General features: G+C 69.4%; 25 protein-coding genes. 11 read left to right on the top strand and 14 right to left on the bottom strand.

Features of this window, described 5'->3' with window-relative positions:
- Nucleotides 1–18: 18 nt before the first annotated feature.
- Nucleotides 19–1,188, top strand: coding sequence for an MFS transporter (locus LR948_RS15915; protein WP_232755072.1), 1,170 nt, complete (start codon nt 19–21; stop codon nt 1,186–1,188).
- On the opposite strand, the gene LR948_RS15910 is transcribed toward LR948_RS15915, so the two are convergent.
- Complete coding sequence (locus tag LR948_RS15910) at nt 1,158–1,745, bottom strand: riboflavin synthase (protein ID WP_232755071.1); 588 nt, start codon at nt 1,743–1,745, stop codon at nt 1,158–1,160. The genes LR948_RS15915 and LR948_RS15910 overlap by 31 nt on opposite strands.
- A 124-nt stretch (nt 1,746–1,869) precedes the next feature.
- On the opposite strand from LR948_RS15910, the gene LR948_RS15905 reads away from it, so the two are divergent.
- From LR948_RS15905 to LR948_RS15895, 3 genes are all read left to right on the top strand, one after another.
- Entirely contained in the window at nt 1,870–3,162 is a 1,293-nt protein-coding gene (locus LR948_RS15905; protein ID WP_232755070.1) for a capsule biosynthesis protein, read from the top strand.
- Between the two features lie 100 nt (nt 3,163–3,262).
- Entirely contained in the window at nt 3,263–4,417 is a 1,155-nt protein-coding gene (locus LR948_RS15900; protein ID WP_232755069.1) for a polysaccharide biosynthesis/export family protein, read from the top strand.
- A 3-nt stretch (nt 4,418–4,420) separates the two neighbouring features.
- Complete coding sequence (locus tag LR948_RS15895; RefSeq protein ID WP_232755068.1) at nt 4,421–6,448, top strand: capsular polysaccharide biosynthesis protein; 2,028 nt, start codon at nt 4,421–4,423, stop codon at nt 6,446–6,448.
- A gap of 159 nt (nt 6,449–6,607) precedes the next feature.
- Here LR948_RS15895 and ribD read toward each other — a convergent pair whose 3' ends face one another.
- The 4 genes from ribD to LR948_RS15875 form a co-directional block, all read right to left on the bottom strand.
- Nucleotides 6,608–7,678 (bottom strand): bifunctional diaminohydroxyphosphoribosylaminopyrimidine deaminase/5-amino-6-(5-phosphoribosylamino)uracil reductase RibD, encoded by a 1,071-nt coding sequence (gene ribD / locus LR948_RS15890; protein WP_232755130.1) that lies wholly within the window; start codon nt 7,676–7,678, stop codon nt 6,608–6,610.
- Between the two features lie 20 nt (nt 7,679–7,698).
- Entirely contained in the window at nt 7,699–8,166 is a 468-nt protein-coding gene (gene nrdR / locus LR948_RS15885; RefSeq protein ID WP_232755067.1) for a transcriptional regulator NrdR, read from the bottom strand.
- A gap of 108 nt (nt 8,167–8,274) precedes the next feature.
- Nucleotides 8,275–8,697 (bottom strand): secondary thiamine-phosphate synthase enzyme YjbQ, encoded by a 423-nt coding sequence (locus LR948_RS15880; protein WP_232755066.1) that lies wholly within the window; start codon nt 8,695–8,697, stop codon nt 8,275–8,277.
- Nucleotides 8,698–8,752: 55 nt separating this feature from the next.
- A complete protein-coding gene (locus tag LR948_RS15875) occupies nt 8,753–9,007 on the bottom strand; it encodes a hypothetical protein (RefSeq protein WP_232755065.1) in 255 nt (84 codons plus the stop codon).
- Nucleotides 9,008–9,181: 174 nt separating this feature from the next.
- Between LR948_RS15875 and LR948_RS15870 the strand changes: the two genes are divergently transcribed.
- The gene (locus LR948_RS15870; protein WP_232755064.1) at nt 9,182–9,856 is read left to right on the top strand and encodes an SDR family oxidoreductase; all 675 of its coding nucleotides are present in this window, start codon (nt 9,182–9,184) and stop codon (nt 9,854–9,856) included.
- A gap of 60 nt (nt 9,857–9,916) precedes the next feature.
- On the opposite strand, the gene LR948_RS15865 is transcribed toward LR948_RS15870, so the two are convergent.
- The 6 genes from LR948_RS15865 to LR948_RS15840 form a co-directional block, all read right to left on the bottom strand.
- Nucleotides 9,917–10,081, bottom strand: a complete 165-nt coding sequence (locus LR948_RS15865; RefSeq protein WP_232755063.1) for a hypothetical protein — start codon at nt 10,079–10,081, stop codon at nt 9,917–9,919.
- A 131-nt stretch (nt 10,082–10,212) separates the two neighbouring features.
- A complete protein-coding gene (locus tag LR948_RS15860; protein WP_232755062.1) occupies nt 10,213–10,707 on the bottom strand; it encodes a hypothetical protein in 495 nt (164 codons plus the stop codon).
- A gap of 65 nt (nt 10,708–10,772) precedes the next feature.
- Nucleotides 10,773–12,788 carry an RNA polymerase sigma factor RpoD gene (gene rpoD / locus LR948_RS15855; protein ID WP_232755061.1) on the bottom strand — a complete coding sequence of 672 codons (2,016 nt, stop codon included), beginning with the start codon at nt 12,786–12,788 and terminating at the stop codon, nt 10,773–10,775.
- 117 nt (nt 12,789–12,905) lie between these two features.
- Nucleotides 12,906–14,864 (bottom strand): DNA primase, encoded by a 1,959-nt coding sequence (gene dnaG, locus LR948_RS15850; RefSeq protein ID WP_232755060.1) that lies wholly within the window; start codon nt 14,862–14,864, stop codon nt 12,906–12,908.
- Between the two features lie 92 nt (nt 14,865–14,956).
- Entirely contained in the window at nt 14,957–15,256 is a 300-nt protein-coding gene (locus tag LR948_RS15845; protein WP_232755059.1) for a hypothetical protein, read from the bottom strand.
- A 128-nt stretch (nt 15,257–15,384) separates the two neighbouring features.
- Nucleotides 15,385–16,827, bottom strand: coding sequence for a Glu/Leu/Phe/Val dehydrogenase (locus tag LR948_RS15840; RefSeq protein ID WP_232755058.1), 1,443 nt, complete (start codon nt 16,825–16,827; stop codon nt 15,385–15,387).
- A gap of 458 nt (nt 16,828–17,285) precedes the next feature.
- On the opposite strand from LR948_RS15840, the gene LR948_RS15835 reads away from it, so the two are divergent.
- From LR948_RS15835 to LR948_RS15825, 3 genes are read left to right on the top strand one after another with little or no spacing between them, the layout of a single operon-like run.
- Nucleotides 17,286–18,611, top strand: coding sequence for a pilus assembly protein TadG-related protein (locus tag LR948_RS15835; RefSeq protein WP_232755057.1), 1,326 nt, complete (start codon nt 17,286–17,288; stop codon nt 18,609–18,611).
- The gene (locus LR948_RS15830; RefSeq protein ID WP_232755056.1) at nt 18,608–19,144 is read left to right on the top strand and encodes a TadE/TadG family type IV pilus assembly protein; all 537 of its coding nucleotides are present in this window, start codon (nt 18,608–18,610) and stop codon (nt 19,142–19,144) included. The genes LR948_RS15835 and LR948_RS15830 overlap by 4 nt, the downstream gene beginning before the upstream one ends.
- Nucleotides 19,145–19,152: 8 nt before the next feature.
- Entirely contained in the window at nt 19,153–19,881 is a 729-nt protein-coding gene (locus LR948_RS15825) for a TadE/TadG family type IV pilus assembly protein (RefSeq protein WP_232755055.1), read from the top strand.
- A gap of 487 nt (nt 19,882–20,368) precedes the next feature.
- Here the strand turns inward: LR948_RS15825 and LR948_RS15820 are convergent, their stop codons facing one another.
- On the bottom strand, nt 20,369–21,400 hold the full coding sequence (locus LR948_RS15820; RefSeq protein ID WP_232755054.1) for a glutathione S-transferase C-terminal domain-containing protein: 1,032 nt from the start codon (nt 21,398–21,400) through the stop codon (nt 20,369–20,371).
- A gap of 344 nt (nt 21,401–21,744) precedes the next feature.
- Nucleotides 21,745–22,656 carry a LysR substrate-binding domain-containing protein gene (locus tag LR948_RS15815; RefSeq protein WP_232755053.1) on the bottom strand — a complete coding sequence of 304 codons (912 nt, stop codon included), beginning with the start codon at nt 22,654–22,656 and terminating at the stop codon, nt 21,745–21,747.
- Between the two features lie 84 nt (nt 22,657–22,740).
- Here LR948_RS15815 and pcaC point away from each other — a divergent pair, with 84 nt between their 5' ends.
- Genes pcaC through pcaG form a run of 3 tightly spaced genes read left to right on the top strand, consistent with a single transcriptional unit; the run spans nt 22,741 to nt 24,447 of the window.
- Entirely contained in the window at nt 22,741–23,124 is a 384-nt protein-coding gene (gene pcaC, locus LR948_RS15810) for a 4-carboxymuconolactone decarboxylase (protein WP_232755052.1), read from the top strand.
- Complete coding sequence (pcaH, locus tag LR948_RS15805; RefSeq protein ID WP_232755051.1) at nt 23,117–23,842, top strand: protocatechuate 3,4-dioxygenase subunit beta; 726 nt, start codon at nt 23,117–23,119, stop codon at nt 23,840–23,842. Before pcaC ends, pcaH begins: the two co-directional genes overlap by 8 nt.
- Nucleotides 23,842–24,447, top strand: coding sequence for a protocatechuate 3,4-dioxygenase subunit alpha (gene pcaG / locus LR948_RS15800; protein ID WP_232755050.1), 606 nt, complete (start codon nt 23,842–23,844; stop codon nt 24,445–24,447). Before pcaH ends, pcaG begins: the two co-directional genes overlap by 1 nt.
- A 283-nt stretch (nt 24,448–24,730) precedes the next feature.
- On the opposite strand, the gene LR948_RS15795 is transcribed toward pcaG, so the two are convergent.
- Nucleotides 24,731–25,216, bottom strand: coding sequence for a hypothetical protein (locus LR948_RS15795; protein ID WP_232755049.1), 486 nt, complete (start codon nt 25,214–25,216; stop codon nt 24,731–24,733).
- Between the last annotated feature and the right edge of the window lie 29 nt (nt 25,217–25,245).

Here is a 25,245-nt window from a genome sequence, read left to right as displayed (position 1 = left end):
GCCGCCTTCGAGGTTCCCATGCGCCCCATCCTTCTCATCCTCGCGATCTGGGTCGCGGGCCTCGGCGCCGCGGCGCAATACGCCAAGCTGGCGGTCGGCTTCGACGCGCTGTCGGAAGTCTATACCGACGCCGGGGCGGCGCTTGGCTTCGCGGTCTCGCTCCTGAGCCTCCTGGGCCTGGTCTTCGGCCTGTCCGCCGGGCGGCTGGTGGCGCGCTTCGGGGCCAAGCGCGCGCTGATCGGCGGGCTTATCCTGGGCGCGGCCATGTCGGCGCTCGAGGCGACCCTGCCGGCGCTGCCGTTGTTCCTGGCCGCGCGCACGATCGAGGGGCTCTCGCATCTGGCCATCGTGGTCGCCGCCCCGACGCTGATCGCCGAGACCGCGCCCGACCGGCTGCGGCCCGCGGCGATGACGCTCTGGAGCACCTTCTTCTCGGTCGCCTTCGCCGCCGCCGCCTGGGCCGGGCCCGCGGTGATCGCGGCCTATGGGCTCGACGGGCTGCTGCTCGCCCATGCGGTCTACCTGCTGGCCATGGCCGGGCTCTTGGCGCCGGTCCTGCCGCGGGCCACCCCGGGCGAGCCCGAGGTCGCGCGCCGCGCGGGCATCCTGCGCCAGCACCTGGCGCTTTACTCCGACGCCTGGCTCTCGGCGCCGGGCTGGGGGTGGCTGTTCTACACCTTCACCTTCGTCGCGGTGCTGGTCCTGCTGCCGCAGATCGCCCCCGGCGCGCCGGTCTGGCTGGCGACCGTGCTGCCGCTCGCGGCGATCCTGACCTCGCTGACGCTGGGCGTGGCGCTCCTGTCGCGGCTGAGCGCGGTCTCCATCTCGATGCTGGGTTTCGCCCTGGCGGCGGGCTGCACGCTCTGGGCGCTTTTCAGCCCCGGGACCACCACGGCGGTCATCGCGCTGTTCCTGACGCTGGGGCTGGTGCAAGCGGCGGGCTTCGCGGCGGTGCCGCAGCTCGCCCGGCGGCCGGCCGACCGCGCCATGGCCAATGGCGCCATCGCGCAGATGGGCAACCTCGGGAATCTGACCGGCACGCCGGTGGTGCTGGCGCTCTTGGGGATCGGCGGCCCACAGGCCGCGCTTGGGGCGCTGATCTTCTGCTATCTCGCGGGCTTCGGCGTGCACGCCGTCATGGCGCGCCGCCGCGCCCGTCAGCCCGCCTCGGAGAGCCGCGCCACGTAGCGCGCCAGCATGTCGATCTCGAGGTTGATGCGCTCGCCCACCTCGGCGGCCCCCCAGGTGGTGGCCTCCTTGGTGTGCGGGATGAAGTTCACCCAGAACTCCGAGCCCTCGACGTCATTGACCGTCAGCGAGGTGCCGTTCAGCGCCACCGAGCCCTTGGGCGCGATGAACTTCGCCAGGTGATCGGGGGCCCGGAAGGTCACCTTGGTGCTGTCGCCGTCGTCCTCCATGCGGGTGATCTCGGCCACGCCGTCGACATGGCCCGAGACGATATGCCCGCCCATCTCGTCGCCCATGCGCAGCGCCCGTTCAAGGTTCACCCGGTAGCCCACCGACCATGCGCCGATATTGGTCTTGGAGACGCTTTCGGCGCTGATCTCCACGTCGAACCAGTCGGCCCCCACCGCCACGGCGGTCAGGCAGACCCCGTCGCAGGCGATCGAGGCGCCGATCTCGATGGTCTGGGTGTCGTAGCCGGTGGCAATGCGGGCGCGCAGGTCGCCGCGCTGCTCGAGCGCGCGCAGCTCGCCGATATCGGTGATCAGTCCGGTGAACATCGGGCTTTCCCTTGGGTCGTGTCTTTGCCGCAGACGGGGCGGTTCGGGCCATCTCGGGCCTTATTTTCGCCTAGCACCCCGTCTAGGCTCTCGTTCTAGTCAATCGGGGAAATAGACCGACACCATGGGTTACGCAACCGGAGACAGACGCGTCTTCCTGTTCCTGCAGGGGCCGCACGGACCGTTCTTCCACCGGCTCGGCACCATGCTGCGCAAGACCGGGGCCGAGGTCTGGCGGGTCGGCTTCAACGCCGGCGACCGCGCCTTCTGGGTCCACCCCGGCAGCTACCTGCCCTACCAGGGCAGCGCCGAGGACTGGCCCGAGACCTTCGCCGCGATCCTGTCGGAGAAGCGCGTGACCGACATCGTGCTCTACGGCGACGTGCGCCGCATCCACGCCGAGGCGGTCGCCGAGGCCCGCGCCCGCGGCCTGACCGTGCATGTCTTCGAGGAAGGCTACATGCGCCCCTATTGGGTCACCTACGAGCGCGGCGGCTCGAACGGCCATTCGCGGCTCATGCGGATGTCGGTCGAGGACATGCAGGCGGCGCTGGCGCTGTCCGACATGGAGGCCCCTCTGCCGCCCGCGCATTGGGGCGACATGCGCCACCACATCTTCTACGGCGCGCTCTACCACGGCATGGTGATGCTCAGGAACGGCGCCTACCGGAACTTCCGCCCGCACCGGGCGCTGCCGGTGACCAAGGAGTTCCGGCTTTATCTGCGGCGGCTGATGCTGATGCCCTTCACCGCGCTGGAGCGGCTCTTCGAGACGGCGCGCATCCGCTACGGCGGCTTCCCCTATCACCTGGTGCTGCTGCAGCTCGAACACGACTCGAGCTTCCAGCAGCATTCGCCTTTCGCCACCATGCCCGAGTTCCTCAAGCTGGTGATCGAGGGCTTCGCCGAGGGCGCGCCGGGGCATCATCACCTGGTCTTCAAGGCCCATCCGCTGGAAGACGGCCGGGTGCCGGTGCGCCGCACGATCCGGGCGCTGACCCGGGCGCATGGCATCGCCGACCGGGTGCATTACGTGCGCGGCGGCAAGCTCGCGCAGCTTCTGAACGACGCCCGGAGCGCGGTGACGGTCAATTCCACCGCCGCCCAGCAGGTCCTCTGGCGGGGCATCCCGCTGAAGGTCTTTGGCGATGCGGTCTATGCCAAGCCCGAGTTCGTCTCGACCCAGCCCTTGCCGGAGTTCTTCCAGCAGCCGACCCGGCCGGACAACCGCGCCTACAAGGATTACCGCCGCTACCTGCTCGAGACGAGCCAGCTTCCGGGCGGCTTCTACTCCGCGCGCGGGCGCCGGCAGCTCCTGCGCCAGGTGGTCGACATGATGCTGGCACCGGACGATCCCTATGACGCGCTCTCGCGCGGCACCGCGGCGCCGCGGCAACAGTTGCGCGCGGTGACCTGAGCCCGCCGGGCCTCCGAGCTTCCATTTGTGCTGTCTTCTCGGTAGCCTGCGGAAAAAAATAAGACCGAGGCAGAACAGAACAGGTCGAGGAGACCGAGCAGTGGCAGCCGTTCAATCCCGGTGGGCGCGGGGTGTCGCCCTTCTTGTCGCGACGTCGATCCTGGCGTCCTGCGGCCTTCCGCGCGTGGGCCCGAACAAACGCGAAATCTATGCCGGATCGGTGCAGCGCGAAGGCGATGCCTTCGTCATCGCGGTCAACGACCGCGTCACCCGGGCGACCGCCGTGGTGCCCTCTTTCGGCTTTTCCGAGAATTTCCAGAACGCCGGCGTCGTCGGCTCCGACGTGATCTCGCCCGGGGACATCCTCGGGCTGACGATCTGGGAGAACGTGGACGACGGGCTTCTGGCGGGCGAAGGCGTGAACGCCACCGCGCTCGAGGAAGTGCAGGTCGACGGCGCGGGCTTCATCTTCGTGCCCTACGCCGGCCGCATCCGCGCCGCGGGCAACACCCCCGAGGCCGTGCGCCGGATTATCACCGACCGGCTCTCGGACCAGACCCCCGACCCGCAGGTGCAGGTGCGCCGCATGGCCGGCGACGGCTCCACCGTGACCGTCATCAGCGAGGGCGGCGCCTCGGGCGTCTTTGCCATCGAGCGCCCGACCCGCACGCTCTCGGCCATGCTGGCCCAGGCTGGCGGCGTCGCCGTGCCCCCCGAGATCGCCCAGATCACCGTCCAGCGCGGCGGCCATACCGGCAAGATCTGGTTCCAGGACCTCTACGAGAACCCGCAGATGGACATCGCCCTGCGCGGCGGCGACAAGATCCTGATCTCCGAGGACACCCGCGCCTTCACCGCGCTTGGTGCCACCGGCACCCAGGCCCGCGTGCCCTTCGAGAGCCAGACGCTTTCCGCGGTGGAGGCCCTGGCCACCGTCGGCGGGCTGGTGCCCACGGCCTCGGATCCGACCGGCGTCTTCATCTTCCGCAACGAGCCCGCCGAGATCGCCAACCAGGTGCTCGGCCGGACCGACCTCGTCGGCGCGCAGCGCGTGGTCTATGTGCTCGACCTGACGCAGCCCAACGGCATGTTCACCGCGCGCGACTTCGTGGTGCGCGACGATGACACGCTCTACGTGACCGAGGCGCCCTTCGTGCAGTGGGACAAGACCATCGCGGCGCTGACCGGCTCGCTGGGCTCGGTCACCGCGATCCAGGACCTGACCACCTCGGTCGCAGAACTGCCGGGCGGCTGATCCATGCCCGGCGCAAGGCCGGATCAGGACGCCGGGGCCCCGCCGCCCCGGCGTCTTTTCGTCTATACCCGCAAGCTGCGCTTCGATCCTCGGATCACCCGGATCCTGGCGCTCGCGGGCTGGCAGGTGGCCACCGGGCGGCCCGACCCGGGCGACCACGTCGGCGTCTGGGGGGCCTCGCCGCTGGCGCATCGCGGCGAGCGCATGGCCCGCGCCCATGACGCGCCGCTCCTGCGGATCGAGGATGCCTTCCTGCGCTCGCTGTTCCCGGGCCGCGCCGGAGAGCCGCCGCTGGGCCTTCTGATCGACAGCCGGGGCGCGCATTTCGACCCCGCCCGGCCGTCGGACCTCGAAGAGATCCTGGCCCATGACCCGCTCGACGACGCGGGCCTTCTGACCGAGGCCCGGGCGCAGATGGCCCGGCTGCAGCGCGCGCATCTGACCAAATACGCCGCGACCCGCACCGATCTGCCCCTGCCCGAGCCGGGCTACGTGCTGGTCGTCGACCAGACCCGCGGCGATGCCTCGGTGACGGCCTCGGGCGCGGACCGGCTGCGGTTTCTCGAGATGCTGACCCATGCCCGCGAGGCGCATCCCGGGCAGCGCATCCTGATCCGCAGCCACCCCGAGACGGCGCAGGGCCACCGCCCGGGCCATTTCGAGGCCGGCGACCTCGCCCCCAACATCCGCTTCCACGACGACCCCGTCTCGCCCTGGCAGCTTCTCGAGGGTGCGGTCGCGGTCTACACCGTCTCGTCGCAGCTGGGCTTCGAGGCGATCCTCGCGGGCCACCGCCCGCAGGTCTTCGGCCAGCCCTTCTACGCCGGCTGGGGCCTGACCGAGGACGCCTTTCCCATCGACCGCCGCCAGCGCCGGCTGACCCGCGCGCAGCTCTTCGCCGGGGCGATGATGCTCTACCCGGTCTGGTTCGATCCCTACCGCGACCGGCGCGGGCGGCTCTCGGATGCCATCGACGCGTTCGAGGCCGAGGCCCGCGCCTGGCGCGAGGACCGCGCGGGCTGGGTCGGGCGCGGCATGCGGCTCTGGAAGCGCGGGGCGCTGCAGGGCTTCTTCGGCAGCCACCGCCGCATGGTCTTCGCCGAGGGCGAGGCCGAGGCCCGCGCCGAAAAGGACCAGCGCCGGGTCATGGTCTGGGCCGGCAAGGCGCGCGAGGACGAGCCCGCCGTCAGGGTCGAGGACGGTTTCCTGCGCTCGCGCGGGCTGGGGGCCGAGCTGGTCCCGCCCCTGTCGCTCGCGCTCGACGACCTCGGCATCTATTACGACCCGACCCGGCCCTCGCGGCTCGAACGGCTGATCGCCGAAAGCCCGCGCCTCTCCGCCGCCGAGCTGGAGCGCGCGGGCCGGCTGATCACCTTCCTGACCGCGCGGGGCCTCAGCAAATACAACCTCGCGGGCGCCCTGCCGCCGCTGCCCGAGGGCCATCGCATCCTGGTGCCCGGCCAGGTCGAGGACGACGCCTCGATCCTCAAGGGCGCGGGCGAGATCCGCAGCAATGCCGCGCTTCTGGCGCGGGTCCGGGCCGAGAACCCCGGGGCGCGCATCCTCTGGAAGCCGCATCCCGATGTCACCGCGGGGCTGCGCCTCGGTGCGGTGCGTGAGCCGCTGGCGTATGCCGATGCCACGCTCGAAGGCACCGACATCGCCGCCGCGCTCGGAGCGGTCGAGGCGCTCTGGACGATCACCTCGCTCACCGGCTTCGAGGCGCTTCTGCGCGGGGTGAAGGTCACGACGCTCGGCACGCCCTTCTACGCCGGCTGGGGGCTGACCCGCGACCTCGGCCGGGTGCCCGCGCGGCGGCAGGGGGTGCACGGGGTGACGCTCGAGGGCTTGGTGCATGCCGCGCTGATCGCCTACCCGCGCTACCGCGACCCGGTGACGGGCCGCCCCTGCCCGGTCGAGGTCGTGGCCGAACGGCTGGCCTCCGGCGCGCTGCCGCGCCCCGGGGCCTTCAACCGGAGCCTGTCGAAGCTGCAGGGGCTGCTGGCGAGCCGGGCGTCGCTCTGGCGGTGAGGGGCCGCGCGCGCCGCTAGGCCGGGCGTTTGTCTAACGGCATGCGGCGGCACGGGTGCATCTCTGACGGCAACGCGGACCTACCACTTGCGATCAGGGAGACCGTTCAGCCAGCAGGCCGGGCAGCCCCCTGCCGGCTGCACCTTGTGGACCTGCGCCTCAGCCCTTCCGCCAGATGTGCAGCACGTCCGGCCCGACGGGCCGCGTTTCCACCAGCTCGAACCGGGGCGCCTCGGAGAGCGCATCCACGCCCAGCGCGCCGAGTCCGGGGCGGCCCTCGGCACCCAGCGTCAGCCCGGCGGTGAAGCCCACCAGCTCGTCGACCAGCCCCGCGCCGAGCAGCGTCGCGGCCAGCGCGCCGCCGCCCTCGCAGAAGACCCGCGTCAGCCCTTCGGCGCCCAGCGCCTCGATCACCGAGACCGGATCGAGCTGCCGCCCCGCCAGCCTGCAGGGCAGAAGCTTCGCGCCCAGGCCTTCCCAGGCGGCGCGGGTCTCGGCGGGGGCGTCGGGCCCGTGGCAGACCCAGACCGGCACCTCGCGCGCGGTGCGCGCCAGTTGCCCCATGAGCGGCAGGTCCAGAAGCCGCGAGATCACCACCCGCACCGGCTGGCGCCGCGCGCCGAGCCCGCGCACGGTCAGCGCCGGGTCGTCGGCCCGCGCGGTGCCCGCGCCGACCATGACCGCATCCGAGCGGCCGCGCGCCGCATGCACCCAGGCCCGGGCGGCGGGCCCGGTGATCCACTGGCTCTCGCCGGTGGCCGTGGCGATGCGCCCGTCAAACGAGGTCGCGAGCTTCAGCGTCACCTGCGGCCGCCCGGTCTGCAGCCGGTGCAGGAATCCCGCGTGGTCGCGCTCGGCCAGTTCGGCGCCGACGCCGGTGGTGACCGCGATGCCCGCGGCGCGCAGCATCTCGAAGCCGCGGCCCGAGACCCGAGGGTCACTGTCGGAAAACGGCGCCACCACCCGCGCCACGCCCGCTTCGATCAGCGCCTCGGCGCAGGGCGGGGTCGCGCCGTGATGGGCGCAGGGCTCCAGCGTGACATAAGCCGTGGCGCCGCGCGCGGCCTCCCCGGCCTGGGCCAGGGCCTCGGTCTCGGCATGGGGGCGGCCGCCCGGCTGGGTCCAGCCGCGCCCGACGACCCGGGCGCCCTGGACGATCACGCAGCCGACCGCCGGGTTGGGCCAGGTCTGGCCCATGCCCCGCCGGCCCAGGCTCAGCGCATGGGCCATGTGGCGTTGATCTGCCAAGCTCACTTCTCGGTCGCGGCCGGGGGTCTCAGCTCGCTGACGAATTTGTCGAAATCATCCGCAGCCTGGAAGTTCTTGTAAACGCTGGCAAAGCGCACGTATGCGACGGTGTCGATCCGGGCCAAGGCCTCCATCACGATCTCGCCGATCTGCTTCGAGGGGATGTCCGTCTCGCCCATGCTCTCGAGCCGCCGCACGATACCCGAGATCATCTGGTCGATGCGTTCAGGCTCCACCGGGCGCTTCTGCATGGCGATGCGGATCGAGCGCTCCAGCTTGTCGCGGTCGAAATCCTCGCGCCGGCCATTGGTCTTGATGACCACGAGGTCGCGCAGCTGCACCCGCTCGTAGGTGGTGAAGCGCCCGCCGCAGGCCGGGCAGAACCGCCGCCGCCGGATCGAGACGTGATCCTCGGCCGGACGGGAATCCTTCACCTGGGTGTCGATATTTCCGCAAAACGGGCAGCGCATCGGCCGTCCCCCCTGGTCTTTGTCTGCCTCAAAAAGGGGTTGGCCCCCGTTTATCCACAGCCACTATAGGGGTTTGGGCATAATTTGGGTAGAGGGGATTTTCGCCCCCTAGATCGTGGGTTGATCCAGCGCCATATGGGCCGCCACCTTGCGCTGATGCGGCGCGTCGCGATGTTCGAAAAGGTAAATTCCTTGCCAGGTTCCAAGCAACATCCGCCCGTTTTCGACAGGAATTGACAGGCTGCCGGGCAGAAGTGCCGCCTTGATGTGCCCCGGCATGTCGTCCGGGCCCTCGTAGGTATGGGTGAGATAGGACATGGCCGGATCGCTACTCGGCGGCACCAGCCGCGAGAGATAGGCGAGGAGGTCGTCCTGCACCTCGGGGTCGGCGTTTTCCTGGATCAGAAGGCTCGCCGAGGTGTGGCGCAAAAAGAGCGTCAGAAGCCCCGTGCCCTGGACCCAGGCGGCGACCTCGGGGGTGAACTCGTAGAGCCCCTGCCCCCGGGTCTGGATGGTGAACTGCGTGATCATGGCCCGTAGCCTAGCCGGGCTGGGCGCGAGCGCCAGCCCCTTCCGGGCCAGCCCTTCACACATCGGTGGCGACGCAGCGGACCGAGGGCATGTCGTTCTGGCCCCAGTCGAAGAGGATCGGCGTGCCGTTGTCGTGCACGGCGGGCATCGAGGCGACCTGGGCCAGCGTCTCGCGGCAGTCGGCCAGTTCGGAGGAGAGCACCTCGATCTCGATCACCTCGGGGTCGGGGCCGGTCATCACCTCGCTGGCCGCGAGGGCTGCGGCAGAGGCGCAGATCAGGGCGGTGGCAGTCAGAGCAATGCGTTTCATGTCTTTTCCCTTTGGCATTGGCTGAAAAACGCCGAGACCGCCGAAAGGGTTTCATGCCGCGGGTTAACGTCACGTTTCGGTGTGAAGGCGAAGGCGCGGTCCCGGGCGCTGCAACCCCCGCGCCCCGGGCTGCGTTGGGGGCCGAACTGACAAAACAGAACAAGGAGAACTTCCATGGCCGCCAAGACGCTGTTCATCACCGGGGCCTCTTCGGGGATCGGGGCCGAGACCGCCCGCGCCGCGGTCGCCGCAGGCTGGAACGTGGGCCTCTTCGCCCGCTCCGAGGACAAGATCGCCGATCTCGCCAAGGAGCTGGGCGACAAGGCGCTGGCCCTGCCCGGCGATGCGACCAAGCTCGAGGACCAGGAGGCCGCGCTCGACAAGCTGGCCAAGACCTTCGGTTCGGTCGACGCGGCCTTCGCCAATGCCGGCACCGGCCTCAGCGCCGCGGGCACCGAGGCGGGCGACCCTGAGGAATGGCGCAAGATGGTCGAGATCAACATCCTCGGCGTGCTCTGGACCACCAAATCCGCCATGCCGCATCTGAAGGCCAGCAAGGGCCACCTGGTGCTGACCGGCTCGGCCGCCGGGCGGGTCCACATCAAGGGCTCGGTCTACGGCGCCTCGAAGTGGTTCGTGCATGGCTACGGCGGCAACCTCGCCGAGGAGATGCGCGAGTTCGGCGGCCGCTGCACCGTCGTGGCCCCGGGCATGGTCGACACGCCCTTCTTCGACGAGGCCAAGCCCGACAAGCTCAAGCCGCAGGACATCGCCGACAGCGTGGTCTTCGCGCTGAACGCCGACAAGCGGGCGAATGTTCAGGAAATCTTCGTGATGCCAAACAATTGAGGCCCGGACCTCATGTCAGGCATTAGGCGGACGGGGCCGGTGTGGCCCCGTTCGCTGAGATCAGCAGATCGGCGGCGGCAGGTCCTGCGGCCGGTCGAGCTCTGCCGGGTTGTAGGGCGCCGGATCGCCCGCGGTGAAGAACTCCGCCGGCTCCGCGTCCATGAGGGCCGCCTCTGCGGGCAGGGCGAACCCGAGCGCTGCGAGAAGCGTCATCATACGTATCATGCACATCTCCTTTGTTTCACGCCTGGTCTGAAGATCGGCACGCTTAGCCTGTGCGGCAACGCGCGACCACGCAGAGGTGATGTGCAGACACGAAGGCGTGCGGGCTTTGCGATGGACCGTGAAGCGAGGGCCTAGCAGGCGCCGTCCCAGGCCTGGCTTTCGGGGCAATAGCGCTGGCCCGCGGCCTCTTTCGCCTCGAAGACCGGGTAGAGGTCCATCTCGGTCAGCGTGCCCGGATCGCAGGTGAGCTGCGCCAACGCCTCGCCATCCTCGATCACCGTGACGCCGCCCTCCGCCGGGGCCTCGAGGTCGAGCCGGTCGGCGCTGACGTAAAGCTCATAAGCGACCGGCCCGTTGTAGAGCGTCAGCACCTCCCAGAAATATCGCCCGATGCCCGGCCAGGGCAGCATCTCGACCTCGGTGACGGGGCGGGCCAGCAGCATCTCGGCGGGGCCCTCGGGCGGGCCGTAGCGGTAGATCAGCACCCCGCCCTGCAGGCAGAGGTCGAGCTGGCGCGCGCCTTCCTTGACCGTGCAGCGCATGAGCCCCTGCCCGGCGCCAAAACAGCCGGCCGCCGCGGGGGCGGCGAGAAACGCGAGGCAGAGGGACAGGCAGAGTAGGCGCATGGACCGCGCGGGCCTCCGGCAAGGGCAGCACGAAAAAGGCGCCCCGCGGGGCGCCTTTCGAGAGCTTACTGATCGAGGAACGAGCGCAGCTTGCGCGAGCGCGAGGGATGCTTGAGCTTCCGCAGCGCCTTGGCCTCGATCTGGCGGATCCGCTCGCGGGTCACGCTGAACTGCTGGCCCACTTCCTCGAGCGTGTGGTCGGTGTTCATGCCGATGCCGAAGCGCATCCGCAGGACCCGTTCCTCGCGCGGGGTGAGCGAGGAGAGCACGCGCGTGGTGGTCTCCTTCAGGTTCTCCTGGATCGCGCTGTCGAGCGGCAGGACCGCGTTCTTGTCCTCGATGAAGTCGCCGAGTTGGCTGTCTTCCTCGTCGCCGATGGGCGTCTCGAGGCTGATCGGCTCCTTGGCGATCTTCATCACCTTGCGGACCTTCTCGAGCGGCATCTGCAGCTTTTCGGCCAGCTCTTCGGGCGTCGGCTCGCGGCCGATCTCGTGCAGCATCTGGCGGCCGGTGCGCACCAGCTTGTTGATCGTCTCGATCATATGCACCGGGATGCGGATGGTGCGCGCCTGGTCGGCGATCGAGCGGGTGATCGCCTGGCGGATCCACCAGGTCGCATAGGTCGAGAACTTGTAGCCGCGGCGATACTCGAACTTGTCCACGGCCTTCATCAGGCCGATGTTGCCTTCCTGAATGAGATCAAGGAATTGCAGACCGCGGTTCGTGTATTTCTTGGCGATGGAGATCACCAACCGCAGGTTCGCCTCGACCATTTCCTTCTTGGCCTGGCGGGCCTCTTTTTCGCCCTTCTGGACCTGCTGGACGATGCGGCGGAACTCCGAGATGTCGAGGCCGACGTATTGGCCGACCTGCGCCATGTCGGCGCGCAGGCCCTCGACCTTGTCGGCGCTCTTCTCGATGAAGCTCTGCCAGCCGCGGCCCGGCTTCTCGGCCATGCGCTCCATCCAGTTCGGATCAAGCTCGCGGCCGCGGTATGCCTCGATGAACTCGCGGCGGTTGATGCGGGCGTGGTCGGCGAGCTTCACCATGGCGCTGTCGATCGACATGATCCGGCGGTTGATGCCGTAGAGCTGGTCGACCAGCGCCTCGATGCGGTTGTTGTGCAGGTGCAGCTCGTTGACCAGTTTCACGATCTCGGAGCGCAGCTTCTGGTAGGTCGCCTCGTCGGCCTTGGTGAAGGAGCCGTCCTCGTTCAGGGTCGCCGAGATCCGGCGGTCCTGCATGGCCGAGAGGTCTTCGTAATCCTGGGCGATGCGGTCGAGGGTCTCGAGGACGCGCGGCTTCAGCGCGGTCTCCATCGCGGCAAGCGACATGTTCGCCTGCTCGTCCTCTTCATCGTCGTCGTCGTTGTTGCGGATCGGGTTGCCGTCGGCGTCGAGCTCGGGTTCGGCCTTCTTCTCGGGCTTCTCCTGCTTCACGTTCTTGGCGGCGGCGATCTCGGTCTCGGCCACGGCCTCGACCAGTTCCTCGCTCTCCTCGCCCATCTGGCCCGAGAAGGTGGTCTCGAGGTCGATCACGTCGCGCAGAAGAATGTCTTCGTTCAGAAGTTCCTCGCGCCAGATGGTGATCGCCTGGAAGGTCAGCGGGCTTTCGCAGAGGCCCGCGATCATCGTGTTGCGGCCGGCCTCGATGCGCTTGGCGATGGCGATCTCGCCTTCGCGGGACAGCAGCTCGACCGAGCCCATCTCGCGCAGATACATGCGCACCGGGTCGTCGGTGCGGTCGAGCTTTTCCTGCCCGCCGGAAGACACCGCGACGTCCCGCCCCTTCGAGGCGTCGACGACCTCGGTCGAGCCGCTCTTGCGCTCTTCCTCTTCCTCGGCTTCCTCGTCGTGTTCGGTGACCTGGATGCCCATCTCCGAGAGCATCGACATGACGTCCTCGATCTGGTCCGAGGAGACCTGGTCCTGCGGCAGCACCTCGTTGAGCTGGTCGTAGGTGATGTAGCCGCGTTCCTTGGCCTCCGCGATCATGCGTTTGACCGCGGCCTGGCTCATGTCGAAGGAGACGTCCTCCTCCTGGGTCTCTGGCTTGGCATCGTCGTTGTCTTTGGCGGCCATTCAGTGCTCCTTACAGCGGGCTAACCCACGGACAGGCGATTCGCTGGTCCGAATCAATAGCGTGCGTATCTGATTCGCACACCCGTCACACCGGATTCTTTCCCGTCTTTCTGCCTCTCAGCCGCGTTTCCGGTCCTTCGCGAATGAGATGGTATCGAGAAGAGCGGCGAAGCTCTCCCGTTCCGACCTGTCGATCAGCGCCCCGTTGGCGCCGGTGTCGTATTCCGTATCGTCCTCCCGCAGCGCCCGTTCGGCCTTTGCGCGGGCCTCCGCGGCCTGCCCGAGACGCCAGGTCAGCGCCTCGTCCGCGCCCTCGTCGAAATCCTCCATGGCCTCGGCGATCTCGGCCTCGAGCCCATGCGCCGTCCCGAGCTTTGCCAGCTCCTCGGCGATCGTCAGCCGCACCAGCGCCAGGTCGTCGGGGTGGCGCAGGCACGGAGTGATCGCGACATGGCGTGCCGAGAGCAGCGATTCAAGGGCCTCGGGACCGATTGCCGCCGCGCCGCCCTCCATCGCGGCCTCGCGGCTGGCCGGGCGGTCGCGCAGAAGCGCGGCGCGCAGGGCGGCGTGATCGGGCTCGGCGCAGTCCATGTCCTCGAGCGCGGTCTCGAACTCCTCGACCAGCCCCGGCGCATGCAGGAGTGCGGCCAGGATCACCGCCTCGCGCAGGCGCCGCTCGCCCGCCTCCCCGGCGGCGACCAAGAGCGAGGCCTTGGCCTCCTGGGTCGGCTGCGGGGCGGCGTCGCGCGGCCGCCAGGGCCCGCGCCCGCCGCCCTGTTTCGCCGGGCGCTGCGGGCGGAAGAGCTGCCAGCGCAGCTCCTTGATCTCCTGGCCGTAGTGGTGCCGCAGCGAGGGGTCGCGAATCGCCTGGATCTTCTCGCGCAGCGCCCGGTCGAGCGCCGCCTTGCGCTCGGGGCTGTCGAAGACCTTGCCCTCGGTCTCGCGCTGCCAGAGGAGCTGCACCATGGGCATGGCGGCGTCGAGCACCTTGGTGATGCCCTCCTGCCCCTCGGCGCGGATCAGGTCGTCGGGGTCCTGGCCCTCGGGCATGAGCGCGAAGCGCAGCGACTTGCCGGCCTCGAGCAGCGGCAGCGCCAGGTCGATCACCCGGTAGGCCGCGCGCACCCCCGCCCGGTCGCCGTCGAGCGCCACGATCGGCTCGTCGGCCACCCGCCAGAGCGCCTGCAGCTGCGCCTCGGTCACCGCGGTGCCGAGCGGCGCCACCGAGGCCTCGAAGCCCGCGCGCGACAGGGCGATCACATCCATGTAGCCCTCGGCCACGATCAGCCGCTGGCCCTTGCCCGCCGCTTCCCGCGCGGGGCCGAGGTTGTAGAGGTTGCGCCCCTTGTCGAAGAGCTCGGTCTCGGGGGAGTTGAGGTATTTCGCCTTGTCCTCGGGATCCATGGCGCGGCCGCCGAAGGCGATGGCCCGCCCGCGCGCGTCGCGGATCGGAAAGAGGATGCGGTTGCGGAAGACGTCGTAGGGCTTGCCCCCGCGCGACGAGGGTTTGGCGAGCCCCGCCGCCATGATCAGATCGGCCTGCACGCCCTTGGCGGTCAGATGGTCCCAGAGCGCCTGCCAGCCGTCCGGCGCGAAGCCGATCTCGAAGCGCTCCAGCGCCGCGGCATCGAGCCCGCGCCCGGCCAGGTAGTCGCGCGCCGGCCCCGCCGCACCGGTGTTGAGCGACATCCGGTAGAACTTCAGCGCGTCCTCCATGACGCGTGCGAGCTCGGTGCGGCGGTCGGCCTTCTCCTGCGCCTTGGGGTCCTGGGCGGGCACCTGCATGCCCACCTCGCCGGCGAGAATCTCGATCGCTTCCATGAAGCCCACGTTCTCGCTTTCGCGGACGAATGAGATAGCGTCGCCCTTGGCGTGGCAGCCGAAGCAGTAGAAGAACCCCTTGCGGTCGTCGACGTGGAACGAGGCGGTCTTCTCGTGGTGGAAGGGGCACGGCGCCCAGAAGTCGCCCTTGGCCTGGTTCGACTTGTGCTTGTCCCACATGACCTTGCGCCCGACGACCTGCGAGAGGGTCGTGCGGTCACGCAGTTCATCCAGGAAACCGGGGGGCAGACTCATGCCCCGAATATCGGGGCTTCGCGCGCGCGAGTCCAGCGGATGGCGCGGGGCGGCGGCCGCCCCGCGCGTTGCTTATCTCGGGCCAGGGGCCGTCACATCGACTGGCACTGGGCGATCCAGCTTTCGCCGACATCGGCGCCCAGCTGGTCCTCGGGCAGGGAATAGACCCATTCCGCGATGGCCGGGACCACCGCGGCGTATTTCTGCGCGTCACCCGAGAGGTCGCTGGCGATGCCCGCCTGGGCGCTGTCGCGGGCACTGCCCGACTGGCGCGCCTCGACCACCTGCATGACGATCTCGGCCTGCAGGTCGCATTCGGCATCCGCCTCCTGTGCGAAGGCGGCGGGGGTCACGGCCATGAGGCAGGCCGCGGAAAGAAGTGCTGTTCTCATCGGACAAACTCCATACCGGCAAACGATTGAGAGAAGAGCTAGGCCCGCCACCCCCGGCTGTCACCCGGGGCAAGCGGGATGATGCCGATTTCGGGGCCCCGGCGCGGGCGCGCGGGGCCCCCGCCCTCTCAGAGACCCTTGGCGCGGTAGGCCTGCGAGACGCGGTCGATGGCGACCATATAGGCCGAGGTCCGCAGGTCGGTCACATCGCCGCGCTCGATCCAGGGCTCGCGCATCGACTGGTAGGCGACGCGCATGGTGTCATCGAGGCCCGAGCGCACCAGCTCCAGCTCGCTGGCGCCCTGCATGTAGACCTTCTTGAAGTCCTCGGAGAGCGCCCATTTGCCGTCGAGCGCCTCGGAAAGCCGCTCCAGCTCGCTGACCACGAGCGCGTGCTGGCCTTCCTCGAGGCGCCGCTGCATCCGGCCGAAGCGGATGTGGCTGAGGTTCTTCACCCACTCGAAGTAGGAGACCGTCACACCGCCCGCGTTGGCGTAGAGGTCGGGGATCACCACGATGCCGCGCTCGCGCAGCTTCTGGTCGGCGCCCGCGGTGATCGGGCCGTTGGCGGCCTCGATGATCAGCGGCGCCTTGATGTTGTCGACGTTGCCGGTGTGGATCACGCCTTCGAGCGCCGCGGGGATCAGGATGTCGCAGTCGGACTCGAGGAGCTTGCCGCCGTCCTCGACGTATTCGGCCTCGGGGAAGCCTTTCACGCCGCCGGTCTCGTTCATGTATTCGCGCACGTGGTCGACCGCGATGCCGTTCTCGTTCCAGAGCCCGCCGTCGCGCTCGACGATGCCGACGATCCGCGCGCCGTCCTCCTGGGCCACGAATTTCGCCGCGTGATAGCCCACGTTGCCGAGGCCCTGGACCACCACCCGCTTGCAGTCGAGGTCGCCCGAGAGCCCCGCCCGGCGTTTGTCCTCGGCGTGGCGGAAGAACTCGCGCAGCGCGTATTGCACGCCGCGGCCCGTGGCCTCGATCCGGCCCTGGATGCCGCCGGCGTTCAGGGGCTTGCCGGTGACGCAGGCGCGGGCGTTGATGTCGGTGGTCGCCATCCGGGCGTATTGGTCGGCCATCCAGGCCATCTCGCGCTCGGAGGTGCCCATGTCCGGCGCCGGCACGTTCTGGGAGGGGTTGATCAGGTCGCGCTTGATCAGCTCGTAGGCGAAGCGGCGGGTGATCATCTCCATCTCGCGCTCGTCGTATTCGCGCGGATCGACGCAGAGCCCGCCCTTGGAGCCGCCGAAGGGCGCCTCGACCAGCGCGCATTTGTAGGTCATCAGCGCCGCCAGCGCCTCGACCTCGTCCTGGCTGACCGTGGTGTCGAAGCGGATGCCGCCCTTGACCGGCTCCATGTGTTCGGAATGCACCGAGCGGTAGCCGACGAAGGTGCGGATCTCGCCGCGCAGGCGGACCCCGAAGCGCACGGTATAGGTCGAGTTGCAGACCCGGATCTTCTCGCGCAGGCCGGGGCTCAGATCCATCAGATCGGCCGCGCGGTTGTACATTATGTCCACGCTTTCGCGGAACGACGGCTCGGAATGATGGGTGGCGGTGCTGGACATCTGGGGTCTCCCTCCTCTCCGTTTCCGCGCCGCCAAGGGGCGCGCGGCGCGCCGGTAGACCCGGCGACTCGGGGTAAACTGTCGCTCAGTGCGCCCCGGAGGTCCAACTGAAAGCCCCGCGGAAATGCGGCAAGATTATGGCCGTTATGGGCGCTTTTCGGGACAACCGCACGTTGACGGCGGCATTGTCTCCGGTTGCAGGCGATTTGCCCGATTTACTTGCCTTGCCGGCCATATTTCGGCCCACTTCCTGGGGCAAACATTCTTTCTGGAGCATGTGTGTGCGCTCGATTGCCAGAACGGCGAACAAGGCCGCGAGGACCCGTGATCGGGTGGAAAGGTGCGGAATGTGTGATGTAAATGTGACCGGGGAGACCCGTGCCCGCGCGAGTGTGCGGCGCATGCGGGACAAGGCGTCGACAGCCCTCTCCGGGTTTCTGCGTGCCGAAGACGGCAACATGTCGATCCTCGCCATCTTCGGGGCCTTCTCGCTCATCGCCATCGGCGGTGTCGGGATCGACCTGATGCAGGCCGAAATGAAGCGCAACAAGGTGCAGAACACGCTCGACCGGGCGGTTCTGGCGGCCGCGGACCTGGACCAGGATCTCGATCCCGAGTCGGTCGTGCGCGACTACTTCGACAAGATGAACATGCCCGACGCGCTGACCTCGGTCACCGTCGAGGAAGGGCTGAACTTCCGCCGGGTGAACGGCACCGCCCGCGAGACGCTGGCCGCCAATTTCACCTCGATCCTCGGGATGGAGGGCTTCCACGCCAATGGCGTCGCCACCGCCGAGGAATACATCCAGAACGTCGAGATCTCGCTGGTGCTCGATATCTCGGGGTCGATGGCGCAGGGCTCGAAGATGGCCAACCTGCGCAACGCCGCCGACACCTTCATCGAGACCGTGCTGGCGGCCGACAACGAGGGCCTCGTGTCGCTCTCGATCGTGCCCTACTCCGAACACGTCAACGCCGGGCCGCTTCTGACCGGCCAGCTCAACGTCGACTGGCTGCACGGCTATTCGCACTGCCTGGAGTTCCCGAACGCGCATTTCGGCTCGACGGCGCTCGATACCGGGCACCGCTACCAGCAGATGCAGCACGTGCAGTGGAACTACTACGGCTACAACGAGATCGTCGACACGATCTGCCCGCAGTACAACTACGAGCGCATCCAGCCCTTCAGCAACAACGAGACGCGGCTGAAGAACCAGATCAGCCGGCTCGAGCCGCGGGCGGGCACCTCGATCTTCCTCGGGATGAAATGGGGCACGGCGCTGCTGGATCCCTCGACCCGGTTCCTGAACGACGCGGTGATCGCCGCAGGCCAGGGCAACAACGCCTTCACCGGCCGGCCCGCCGACTACGGCCGCGACGACACGCTGAAGACCGTGGTGCTGATGACCGACGGCCAGCACGACCGCTCCTACCGGGTGTCGAACTGGGCCTATGACAGCGACTCCGACGCCACCCACTGGGCGCGCTACAACCTCTGGTATTACCTGCAGCGCAACGTGAGCCGCAGCAACTGGAGCGCCTTCTACTACCAGAAGTACAACGCCGACCTGGGCGACGCCCTGCTCGACGACATCTGCGACGCCGCCAAGGCCCGCGACATCGTCATCTGGTCGGTCGGCTTCGAGGTCACCGATCACGGCGCCTCGGTCATGCAGAACTGCGCCTCCTCGCCGGCCCATTACTTCGACGTCGAGGGCATCGAGATCGAGGAAGCCTTTTATGCCATCGCCCGGGCGATCAACCAGCTGAGGCTGACCCAATGATGCGTGATCTCCTCTCCTCCGCCCGCGCCTTCTGGCAGCGTGAAGACGGCACCGCGGTGGTGCCCTTCGCCCTCTGGACCCCGCTGTTCGTCAGCGTGATCCTCTCGGGCGTGGAACTGGCGGTGCTGACCGCGCGGCACACCTCGCTCGAGCAGGCGCTCGACCAGACGGTGCGCGACGTGCGGCTGGGCACCGGCACGCTCTACACCCACGACTCGCTCAAGCAGTCGATCTGCGACCGGGCGACGATCCTGCCCGACTGCGAGGGCAAGCTGCAGCTCGAGATGGTCGAGCTGGACATGCGCGACTGGACCGATCCGCCCTCCGAGGTGGCCTGCGTCGACACCTCGGGCACGGCCCAGCCGGTGGTCTCCTTCGAATACGGGCGCGACAACCAGCTGATGTATCTGCGCGCCTGCTACCTCTTCGATCCGATCGCGCCGACCTCGAGCTTCTCCGAGGCGCTGGTCAAGGATGCCAACGGCTATTCCGCGATCGTCTCAACCGCCGCCTTCGTGCACGAACCGAGCTGAGGTCCGCGATGTTTACCAGTATCAAGTCCCGCCTCACCCGGTTCCGCAGCGACACCGAGGGGTCCGTCACCGTCGAGGCGATCATCGTCCTGCCGGTGCTGCTTTGGCTTTTCGGGGTCACCTGGGTCTGGTTCGACGTCTCGCGCCAGCACGCGGTCAACCAGAAAGCCAATTTCACTGTCGCCGACGCGCTCTCGCGCGAGACCGATCCGATCACCCAGACCTATATCGACAGCTCCTACGAGCTGATGAAGCACATGGCCAAGGCCGACAACGACACCTTCGACCTGCGGATCTCGGTGGTGCAATACAACGCCGGGCCCGACCAGTACCGGGTGCTCTGGTCCGAGGCGCGCGGCGAATACGCCGCCCACGGCCCCGATGACGCCGAGCTTTTCCGGCACCGGCTGCCGATCATGGCCAACAAGGACCAGCTGATCCTGGTCGAGAGCTGGGAGGATTACACTCCCGCGCTCGAGGCCGGGCTGAACGCCTTCGAGATCGCGATCTACTCCTTCACCCGCCCGCGCTTCGCGCCGCAGGTGCATTTCGAGGGCCGGACCTACAACGCCAACAACGGCTGGGGCAACGGCGACCAGGACGCGCCGGGGGGATCGCTCTGCAACAACAACGCCGAGAACGCCGACGAGGGCGCCAGCGCCAACGAGTGCCAGGACAACGCCGACGGCCGCGAGAACCAGGGCAACGGCCGCTCCAAGCGCCGCCGCGACAGCTGATCGCTCCGCGGGAGTGACGGGCAGGACAGCCCCCGGGGCGCCTGGAGAGGGCGGCCCGGGGGTTTTTGGGTTTTTGGGGGGGGCGAGGCGCCTGGGCGCTCGGGTCGAGGGCCGCGCCGTCGTAACCGTCCGGCGACCGCAACCGCTGGTCCCAAGAGCCGCACGCAGCAGCCTCCCCCGCCCCCCTCACAACAAGCCCCGCCCAAGGCCGCACTCGCCCTCACGCCGCAACCCTCCCACGTCGAACCCCTCACACCAGAGGGCGCGCGCCGGACCGGGGGTCGGCGCTGCTGACCTCCGAGCGAAGCGCTTTATCCCAGCAAGGTCAGGACTAGCGATGATCTAGGCACGCCATCCCAAGGAGCGCCGGCCCATCGGGCCGGTCCGGCGCGCGCCCGGCATCTTCGATGCTATTCGGGCGCAAGAAGGAGGCGCGTCGGGCGGAGGGTTGGGCGTATCAATGACCAGCAGCGGCACCCACCCCCCCCTACCCCGCCAGCTCCGGATGCCCATAGGCCTCCGGGTAGCCCATCGGCTTCACCGGCCCGAGCGGCACCACCCCGTTCCAGGACCGCCCGAAATAGCCCTGGCGGCAGTGCACCAGCGAGCCCGCCTCACCCACGCCGGGCAGCGCGTGGACCCGGCAGAGCCAGCGCCAGAGGTGCGGGTAGTCCAGGATCCGCGCGCCGTTCAGCTTCATCCGCAGGTAATACACCGGGTCGTGCCGGAAGAGCGTCGGGAAAAGCCGCAGGTCGGCCTCGGTGAAGCGCCGCCCGGTCAGGAAATCGCGCCCGTCCGACAAAAGCGCCTCGAGGCGCCCAAGCGCGTCGAAATAAGCAGCGAAAGCCTTGGCATAGACCGCCTGGTCCGAGGAGAACCCCGCCTTGTAGGCGCCGTTGTTGATGTCGGTGTAGATCCAGGCGTTCAGCGCCTCGATCTCCTCGGCCAGCGCGGGGTCGTCGGGAAACAGGTCGGGGCGCTCGGCGCGCGGCAGACGGCTGCCCAGCGCCTCGGCGCATTGGCCCAGCATGCGCAGGATCTCGGCGCTTTCGTTGTTCACGATGCGCCCGGCGCGGCGGTCGTAGAGCACCGGCAGGGATTGCTCCTCGGAGCCCTCGGCGCGGTAGAGCTCCTTCGCGAGCCGCAGCCCCCGCCCGGTGCCGGTCTCGCGCGTGCATTCGGGCAGCACTTCGCCCGTGAGCGAGGCGCGGCGCTCGGGCGCGAACTCCCAGAGGCCGGGGCCCGCGGGGTCGTCCTCGCCGGTGCGGTTGGGGAAGGCCACGTCGAGGCTGATCGCCTGCTCGAGGCCGAGGACGCTGCGCGCCAAGGTGACGCGGTGGCACCAGGGGCAATTAAGCGCCACGAAGAGGTGATAGCGCCCCGGCTCGGCGGGGAACTCCGCGCTGCCGAGCAAGCCGCGAATGCCGCTCTGGCCGCGGACGAACTCGCCCTTGGCCCGGCGGGCGGCGGCGTCGGTCTGGTCCTCCTCGACGGAGGCATCCTTGCGGGGTGGCGACATGGCGGCTCCTCCTTGGAAGGAGAGGGTGGCCCGGCGCGAGGCGCTGGCAAGGGGGGTGGTGGGGCGAGGGTGTGCCGGTGGGGGGGGCAAAGGTCCGAGGGGCTGGGCGTGCTGCGCCTGAGGTGCAAGGATCCGAGGGCGGAGCGTACTGGGCCAGCGAAACTCGGAGGGGGTCTCAGCGGATTGAGCGCCGCACGCCTTTGCTAAGAAGTGGACGCGCTGCCCGCCTCAGACCCCGGCATTCATTCCACAGCCCGGCGCGCTGCCTTCAACGTCCGGCAGAGCCCAAACACCCCAGCCACCGCAAAAACCCAACCCACTGCCCAACACCACACCCAAGCCCCCTACCCCGCCGCCTCCCGCGCGGCCTCAAGCGCGGCGATCATGCCCGCGACCTCGGGCGTCGCATCGGCTCCGGCGCGCAGGCTGATGCCGACCGGCCCCGCCGTCAGCGGCGCGGTCAGGCGCAGGGCGCGCAGCTGGCCACGCGCCAGCTCCTCCTCCACCACGCCCTCGGAGATGAACCAGATCGCCTCGGAGCGCTGCAACAGCCGCCGCGCGAAGGCCAGCGAGACGGTCTCGACCACCGGGAAGGGGATGTCGATGCCGAGGCTCGTCAGATAGGCGCTGACCGGCTGGTGGATCACCGCGCCGGGCGGCGGCAGGACCAGCGGATAGGCGAGGAAATCCGCCGCCTCGGCGGGGCGGCGCAGCGGATGGTCGGGGCCGGTCACCGCGACGATGGCCTCGGCGTGCAGCTGGCGGAAGCTCAGGCCCTCCATCCGGGCGGGATCGGCCAGCCGCCCGACGACCAGGTCGAGGCTGCCCTCGCGCAGCTGCGACAGCAGCAGCCAGTTCGGCCCGGTCGAGATCCGCAACCGGCAGTCGGGCCGCGCGGCGCGGAAACGCAGGGCGGCATCCGGCAGAAGCCGCGTCGCAGCCGTGGGCAGCGCGCCGATCCGCAGCCGGTTGCCGCCGCGATGGGCCTCGCGCGCGCCCTCGACGGCGCGGGACAGATCGCTGAGCCCCGCCGCCGCGAGCCGCTGGAAGGCCGCGCCCGCGGGGTTCAGCACCACCCGCCGCCCGACCCGGTCGAAGAGCGGCAGCCCGAGGATCTCCTCGAGCTCGCGCAGGGTCTTGGAGACCGCCGGCTGGGTGACATGCAGCTCCTCGGCCGCCGCCGCGACAGAGCCGCGCCGGGCGATGGCAAGAAAGGCCGAGACATGGCGCAGCCGCAGGCGAGAGTCGATAATCATAACCGACAGGTAATCTATCCCACCGCTTTTCTCAATTTTCTTCGCACCTCGGTTCTGTATGATGGCCCGAGGGAAGGAGGCCCCATGTCAGACAAACACGCCCGCGGCATGGCGGTGCGCCGCGCGGTCCTGGGCGATGCCCATGTCGACCGCGCCGAGGCCGCCGCGACGCCGCTCGATGCGCCTTTCCAGGCGCTGATCACCGAAGCCGCCTGGGGCACCGTCTGGGCCTCGGAGGCGATCAGCCGGCGCGAACGCTCGATGCTGACGCTGGCGCTGCTCGCGGCGACCGGCAACTTCGAGGAGATCCCCATGCATATCCGCGCCACCGCCCGCACCGGCGCCAGCCGCGAGGACGTGATCGAGGTCTTCCAGCACGTCGCGATCTACGCTGGGGTGCCGCGCGCCAATCACGCGCTGAAGCTCGCCAAACAGACCTTTGCAGAGATGGAGACCGACCATGAGTGACGGCGCCTTCTTCGCCCGGGACCGGAGCTGGCATCCGCCGGCGCTGACCCCGCCCTACCGGACCTCGGTGGTGCGCTCGCCGTCGCGGGCGCCGATCTCCTTCCCGCAGACCCCGTCGGAGACGACCGGGCCGGTCTTCGGGCATGACATCCTCGGCCCGCTCGATCACGACCTGATCCACAACTACGCGGCCTCGGGGCATTCGGCGATCGGGCCCCGGATCATCGTCCAGGGCCGGGTCGTCGACGAGACCGGGCGCGGCGTGCCCGGCGCGCTTCTGGAGGTCTGGCAGGCCAATGCCGGCGGGCGCTACCGCCACAAGAAAGAGGGCTACCTCGCACCGCTCGATCCCAACTTCGGCGGCTGCGGGCGCTGCATCACCGACGAGAGCGGCGGCTATGCCTTCCGCACCGTGCAGCCCGGCCCCTACCCCTGGCCCAACGGCGGCAACGACTGGCGCCCGGCGCATATCCATTTCTCGGTCTTCGGCCATGGCTTCGCGCAGCGGCTCATCACCCAGATGTATTTCGAGGGCGACCCGATGATCGACCTCTGCCCGATCGTGCAGACCGTGCCGGACCCGGCGGGCATCGCGGCGCTGACCGCGACGCTCGACATGCGCAACACGGTGCCGATGGATTCTCGCGCCTACCGCTTCGACATCGTGCTGCGGGGCCGCCGCCAGACCCTGTTCGAGAACCGCAAGGAGGGCCTGTGATGCACCGCGAGCGCGAGCTGAAGGAAAGCCCGAGCCAGACCGCCGGGCCCTACGTGCACATCGGCTGCACGCCGAATTTCGCCGAGATCACCGGCGTCTACCCCGAGGACCTGGGCCGGGTGATCGCCGGGCCGGAGGCGCAGGGCACGCGGATCACCGTCACCGGCGCAATCTTCGACGGCACCGGCACGGTGCTGCGCGACGCCATGATCGAGGTCTGGCAGGCCGATGCCGCCGGGCGCCATCCGGGCCATGACCCCGAGGCCGACCCTTCGGTCACCGGCTTCGGCCGGGTCGCCTCTGACGGCGAGAGCGGCCAGTGGCGGATCGAGACGGTGAAGCCGGGCTCGGTGCCCGGCCCGGGCGGGGCGCAACAGGCGCCGCATCTGACGCTCTGGATCGTGGCGCGGGGGATCAACCTCGGCCTGCACACGCGGATGTATTTCCCCGACGAGGCCGAGGCCAATGCCGCCGACCCGGTGCTGGCCCGGATCGAGCACCGCGCGCGCGTGCCGACCCTGATCGCCCGCGAAGAGAGCCCCGGCGCCTACCGCTTCGACATCCACCTGCAGGGGGCGGAAGAGACGGTGTTCTTCGACGTGTGACGCGGGGCCGGGCGTGAGCCCGGCTGACAATGGGCGCGCGGCGGCTCTGCTTTGGGCCGCCGCGTGTCGTTTTGAGGCCGAAGAACCCCTCGTCGGGCCGACGAGCCTCGCAGCGTGCAGCCCGTCAAGGGGTGGCCACGTCTCGCGAAGCGCCGCCCATAACCAGGCGCCTAGACTTCACCGATCACCGCCTTGTGGCGGACGCCCATATCTCACCGATCACCGCCGCACGCCGGGCGCACAAGCCTCACCGCTCGCCACCCCAGCCCAGGGCGACCCCGCCTCAGCCGTCGTCGCCCTGCCCGCGCGTGGCCACCATGATGGCGATGGAATCCGCCATGGGCTTGCTCTGCGAGGCGGGCATCACCCCGCCCACGGCGACCCGGCGGCCGAGCGACCAGTAGACCCCGGGGCGCCAGGCCCGGGGCTGGGCGTTGCGCATCTTCAGCACGAAGCCGTTCGAGGGCTTCATCGCGAACATCCCCCGGTCGACGGCGGCCACGTCCTCGATCCGGGCCACCACCCGGCCCTCGCTGTCACTGAGCGCCTCGCGGGTCAGGGTCAGCGTCAGCCCGGTGGCGCGGTGCATTGCCCGCGCCATCCAGAAGGACCCGAGCCCCACCGCCACCAGGAGCGCCTGCCAGCCCAGCGCGGGCGGCCGCGCGGCGGCGACGTAAAGCACCAGGAGGCCCAGCGCCACCAGCAGGATCAGGCCGAACCAGCGGCGGCCGGGCGCGGCCTTCATCGTGGCGAGCACTTCGTCGGACATCCATCTCTCCTCAGGGTCAGCGGTGCGGT

The sequence above is a fragment of the Roseivivax sp. GX 12232 genome (assembly GCF_021272185.1).
GTDB lineage: Bacteria > Pseudomonadota > Alphaproteobacteria > Rhodobacterales > Rhodobacteraceae > Roseivivax.
The sequence above is the reverse complement of the archived record's forward strand: the minus strand, read 5'-3'. Positions and strand labels throughout refer to the sequence as shown.

Bases quoted from the DNA above. Each gene is read 5' to 3' on its own strand.
- LR948_RS15915 (WP_232755072.1), top strand. From the start codon at position 19: ATGCGCCCCATCCTTCTCATCCTCGCGATCTGGGTCGCGGGCCTCGGC.
- LR948_RS15910 (WP_232755071.1), bottom strand. From the start codon at position 1,745: ATGTTCACCGGACTGATCACCGATATCGGCGAGCTGCGCGCGCTCGAG.
- LR948_RS15905 (WP_232755070.1), top strand. From the start codon at position 1,870: ATGGGTTACGCAACCGGAGACAGACGCGTCTTCCTGTTCCTGCAGGGG.
- LR948_RS15895 (WP_232755068.1), top strand. From the start codon at position 4,421: ATGCCCGGCGCAAGGCCGGATCAGGACGCCGGGGCCCCGCCGCCCCGG.
- ribD (WP_232755130.1), bottom strand. From the start codon at position 7,678: ATGGCCCATGCGCTGAGCCTGGGCCGGCGGGGCATGGGCCAGACCTGG.
- nrdR (WP_232755067.1), bottom strand. From the start codon at position 8,166: ATGCGCTGCCCGTTTTGCGGAAATATCGACACCCAGGTGAAGGATTCC.
- LR948_RS15880 (WP_232755066.1), bottom strand. From the start codon at position 8,697: ATGATCACGCAGTTCACCATCCAGACCCGGGGGCAGGGGCTCTACGAG.
- LR948_RS15875 (WP_232755065.1), bottom strand. From the start codon at position 9,007: ATGAAACGCATTGCTCTGACTGCCACCGCCCTGATCTGCGCCTCTGCC.
- LR948_RS15870 (WP_232755064.1), top strand. From the start codon at position 9,182: ATGGCCGCCAAGACGCTGTTCATCACCGGGGCCTCTTCGGGGATCGGG.
- LR948_RS15865 (WP_232755063.1), bottom strand. From the start codon at position 10,081: ATGATACGTATGATGACGCTTCTCGCAGCGCTCGGGTTCGCCCTGCCC.
- LR948_RS15860 (WP_232755062.1), bottom strand. From the start codon at position 10,707: ATGCGCCTACTCTGCCTGTCCCTCTGCCTCGCGTTTCTCGCCGCCCCC.
- rpoD (WP_232755061.1), bottom strand. From the start codon at position 12,788: ATGGCCGCCAAAGACAACGACGATGCCAAGCCAGAGACCCAGGAGGAG.
- dnaG (WP_232755060.1), bottom strand. From the start codon at position 14,864: ATGAGTCTGCCCCCCGGTTTCCTGGATGAACTGCGTGACCGCACGACC.
- LR948_RS15845 (WP_232755059.1), bottom strand. From the start codon at position 15,256: ATGAGAACAGCACTTCTTTCCGCGGCCTGCCTCATGGCCGTGACCCCC.
- LR948_RS15840 (WP_232755058.1), bottom strand. From the start codon at position 16,827: ATGTCCAGCACCGCCACCCATCATTCCGAGCCGTCGTTCCGCGAAAGC.
- LR948_RS15835 (WP_232755057.1), top strand. From the start codon at position 17,286: ATGTCGATCCTCGCCATCTTCGGGGCCTTCTCGCTCATCGCCATCGGC.
- LR948_RS15830 (WP_232755056.1), top strand. From the start codon at position 18,608: ATGATGCGTGATCTCCTCTCCTCCGCCCGCGCCTTCTGGCAGCGTGAA.
- LR948_RS15825 (WP_232755055.1), top strand. From the start codon at position 19,153: ATGTTTACCAGTATCAAGTCCCGCCTCACCCGGTTCCGCAGCGACACC.
- LR948_RS15820 (WP_232755054.1), bottom strand. From the start codon at position 21,400: ATGTCGCCACCCCGCAAGGATGCCTCCGTCGAGGAGGACCAGACCGAC.
- LR948_RS15815 (WP_232755053.1), bottom strand. From the start codon at position 22,656: ATGATTATCGACTCTCGCCTGCGGCTGCGCCATGTCTCGGCCTTTCTT.
- pcaC (WP_232755052.1), top strand. From the start codon at position 22,741: ATGTCAGACAAACACGCCCGCGGCATGGCGGTGCGCCGCGCGGTCCTG.
- pcaH (WP_232755051.1), top strand. From the start codon at position 23,117: ATGAGTGACGGCGCCTTCTTCGCCCGGGACCGGAGCTGGCATCCGCCG.
- pcaG (WP_232755050.1), top strand. From the start codon at position 23,842: ATGCACCGCGAGCGCGAGCTGAAGGAAAGCCCGAGCCAGACCGCCGGG.
- LR948_RS15795 (WP_232755049.1), bottom strand. From the start codon at position 25,216: ATGTCCGACGAAGTGCTCGCCACGATGAAGGCCGCGCCCGGCCGCCGC.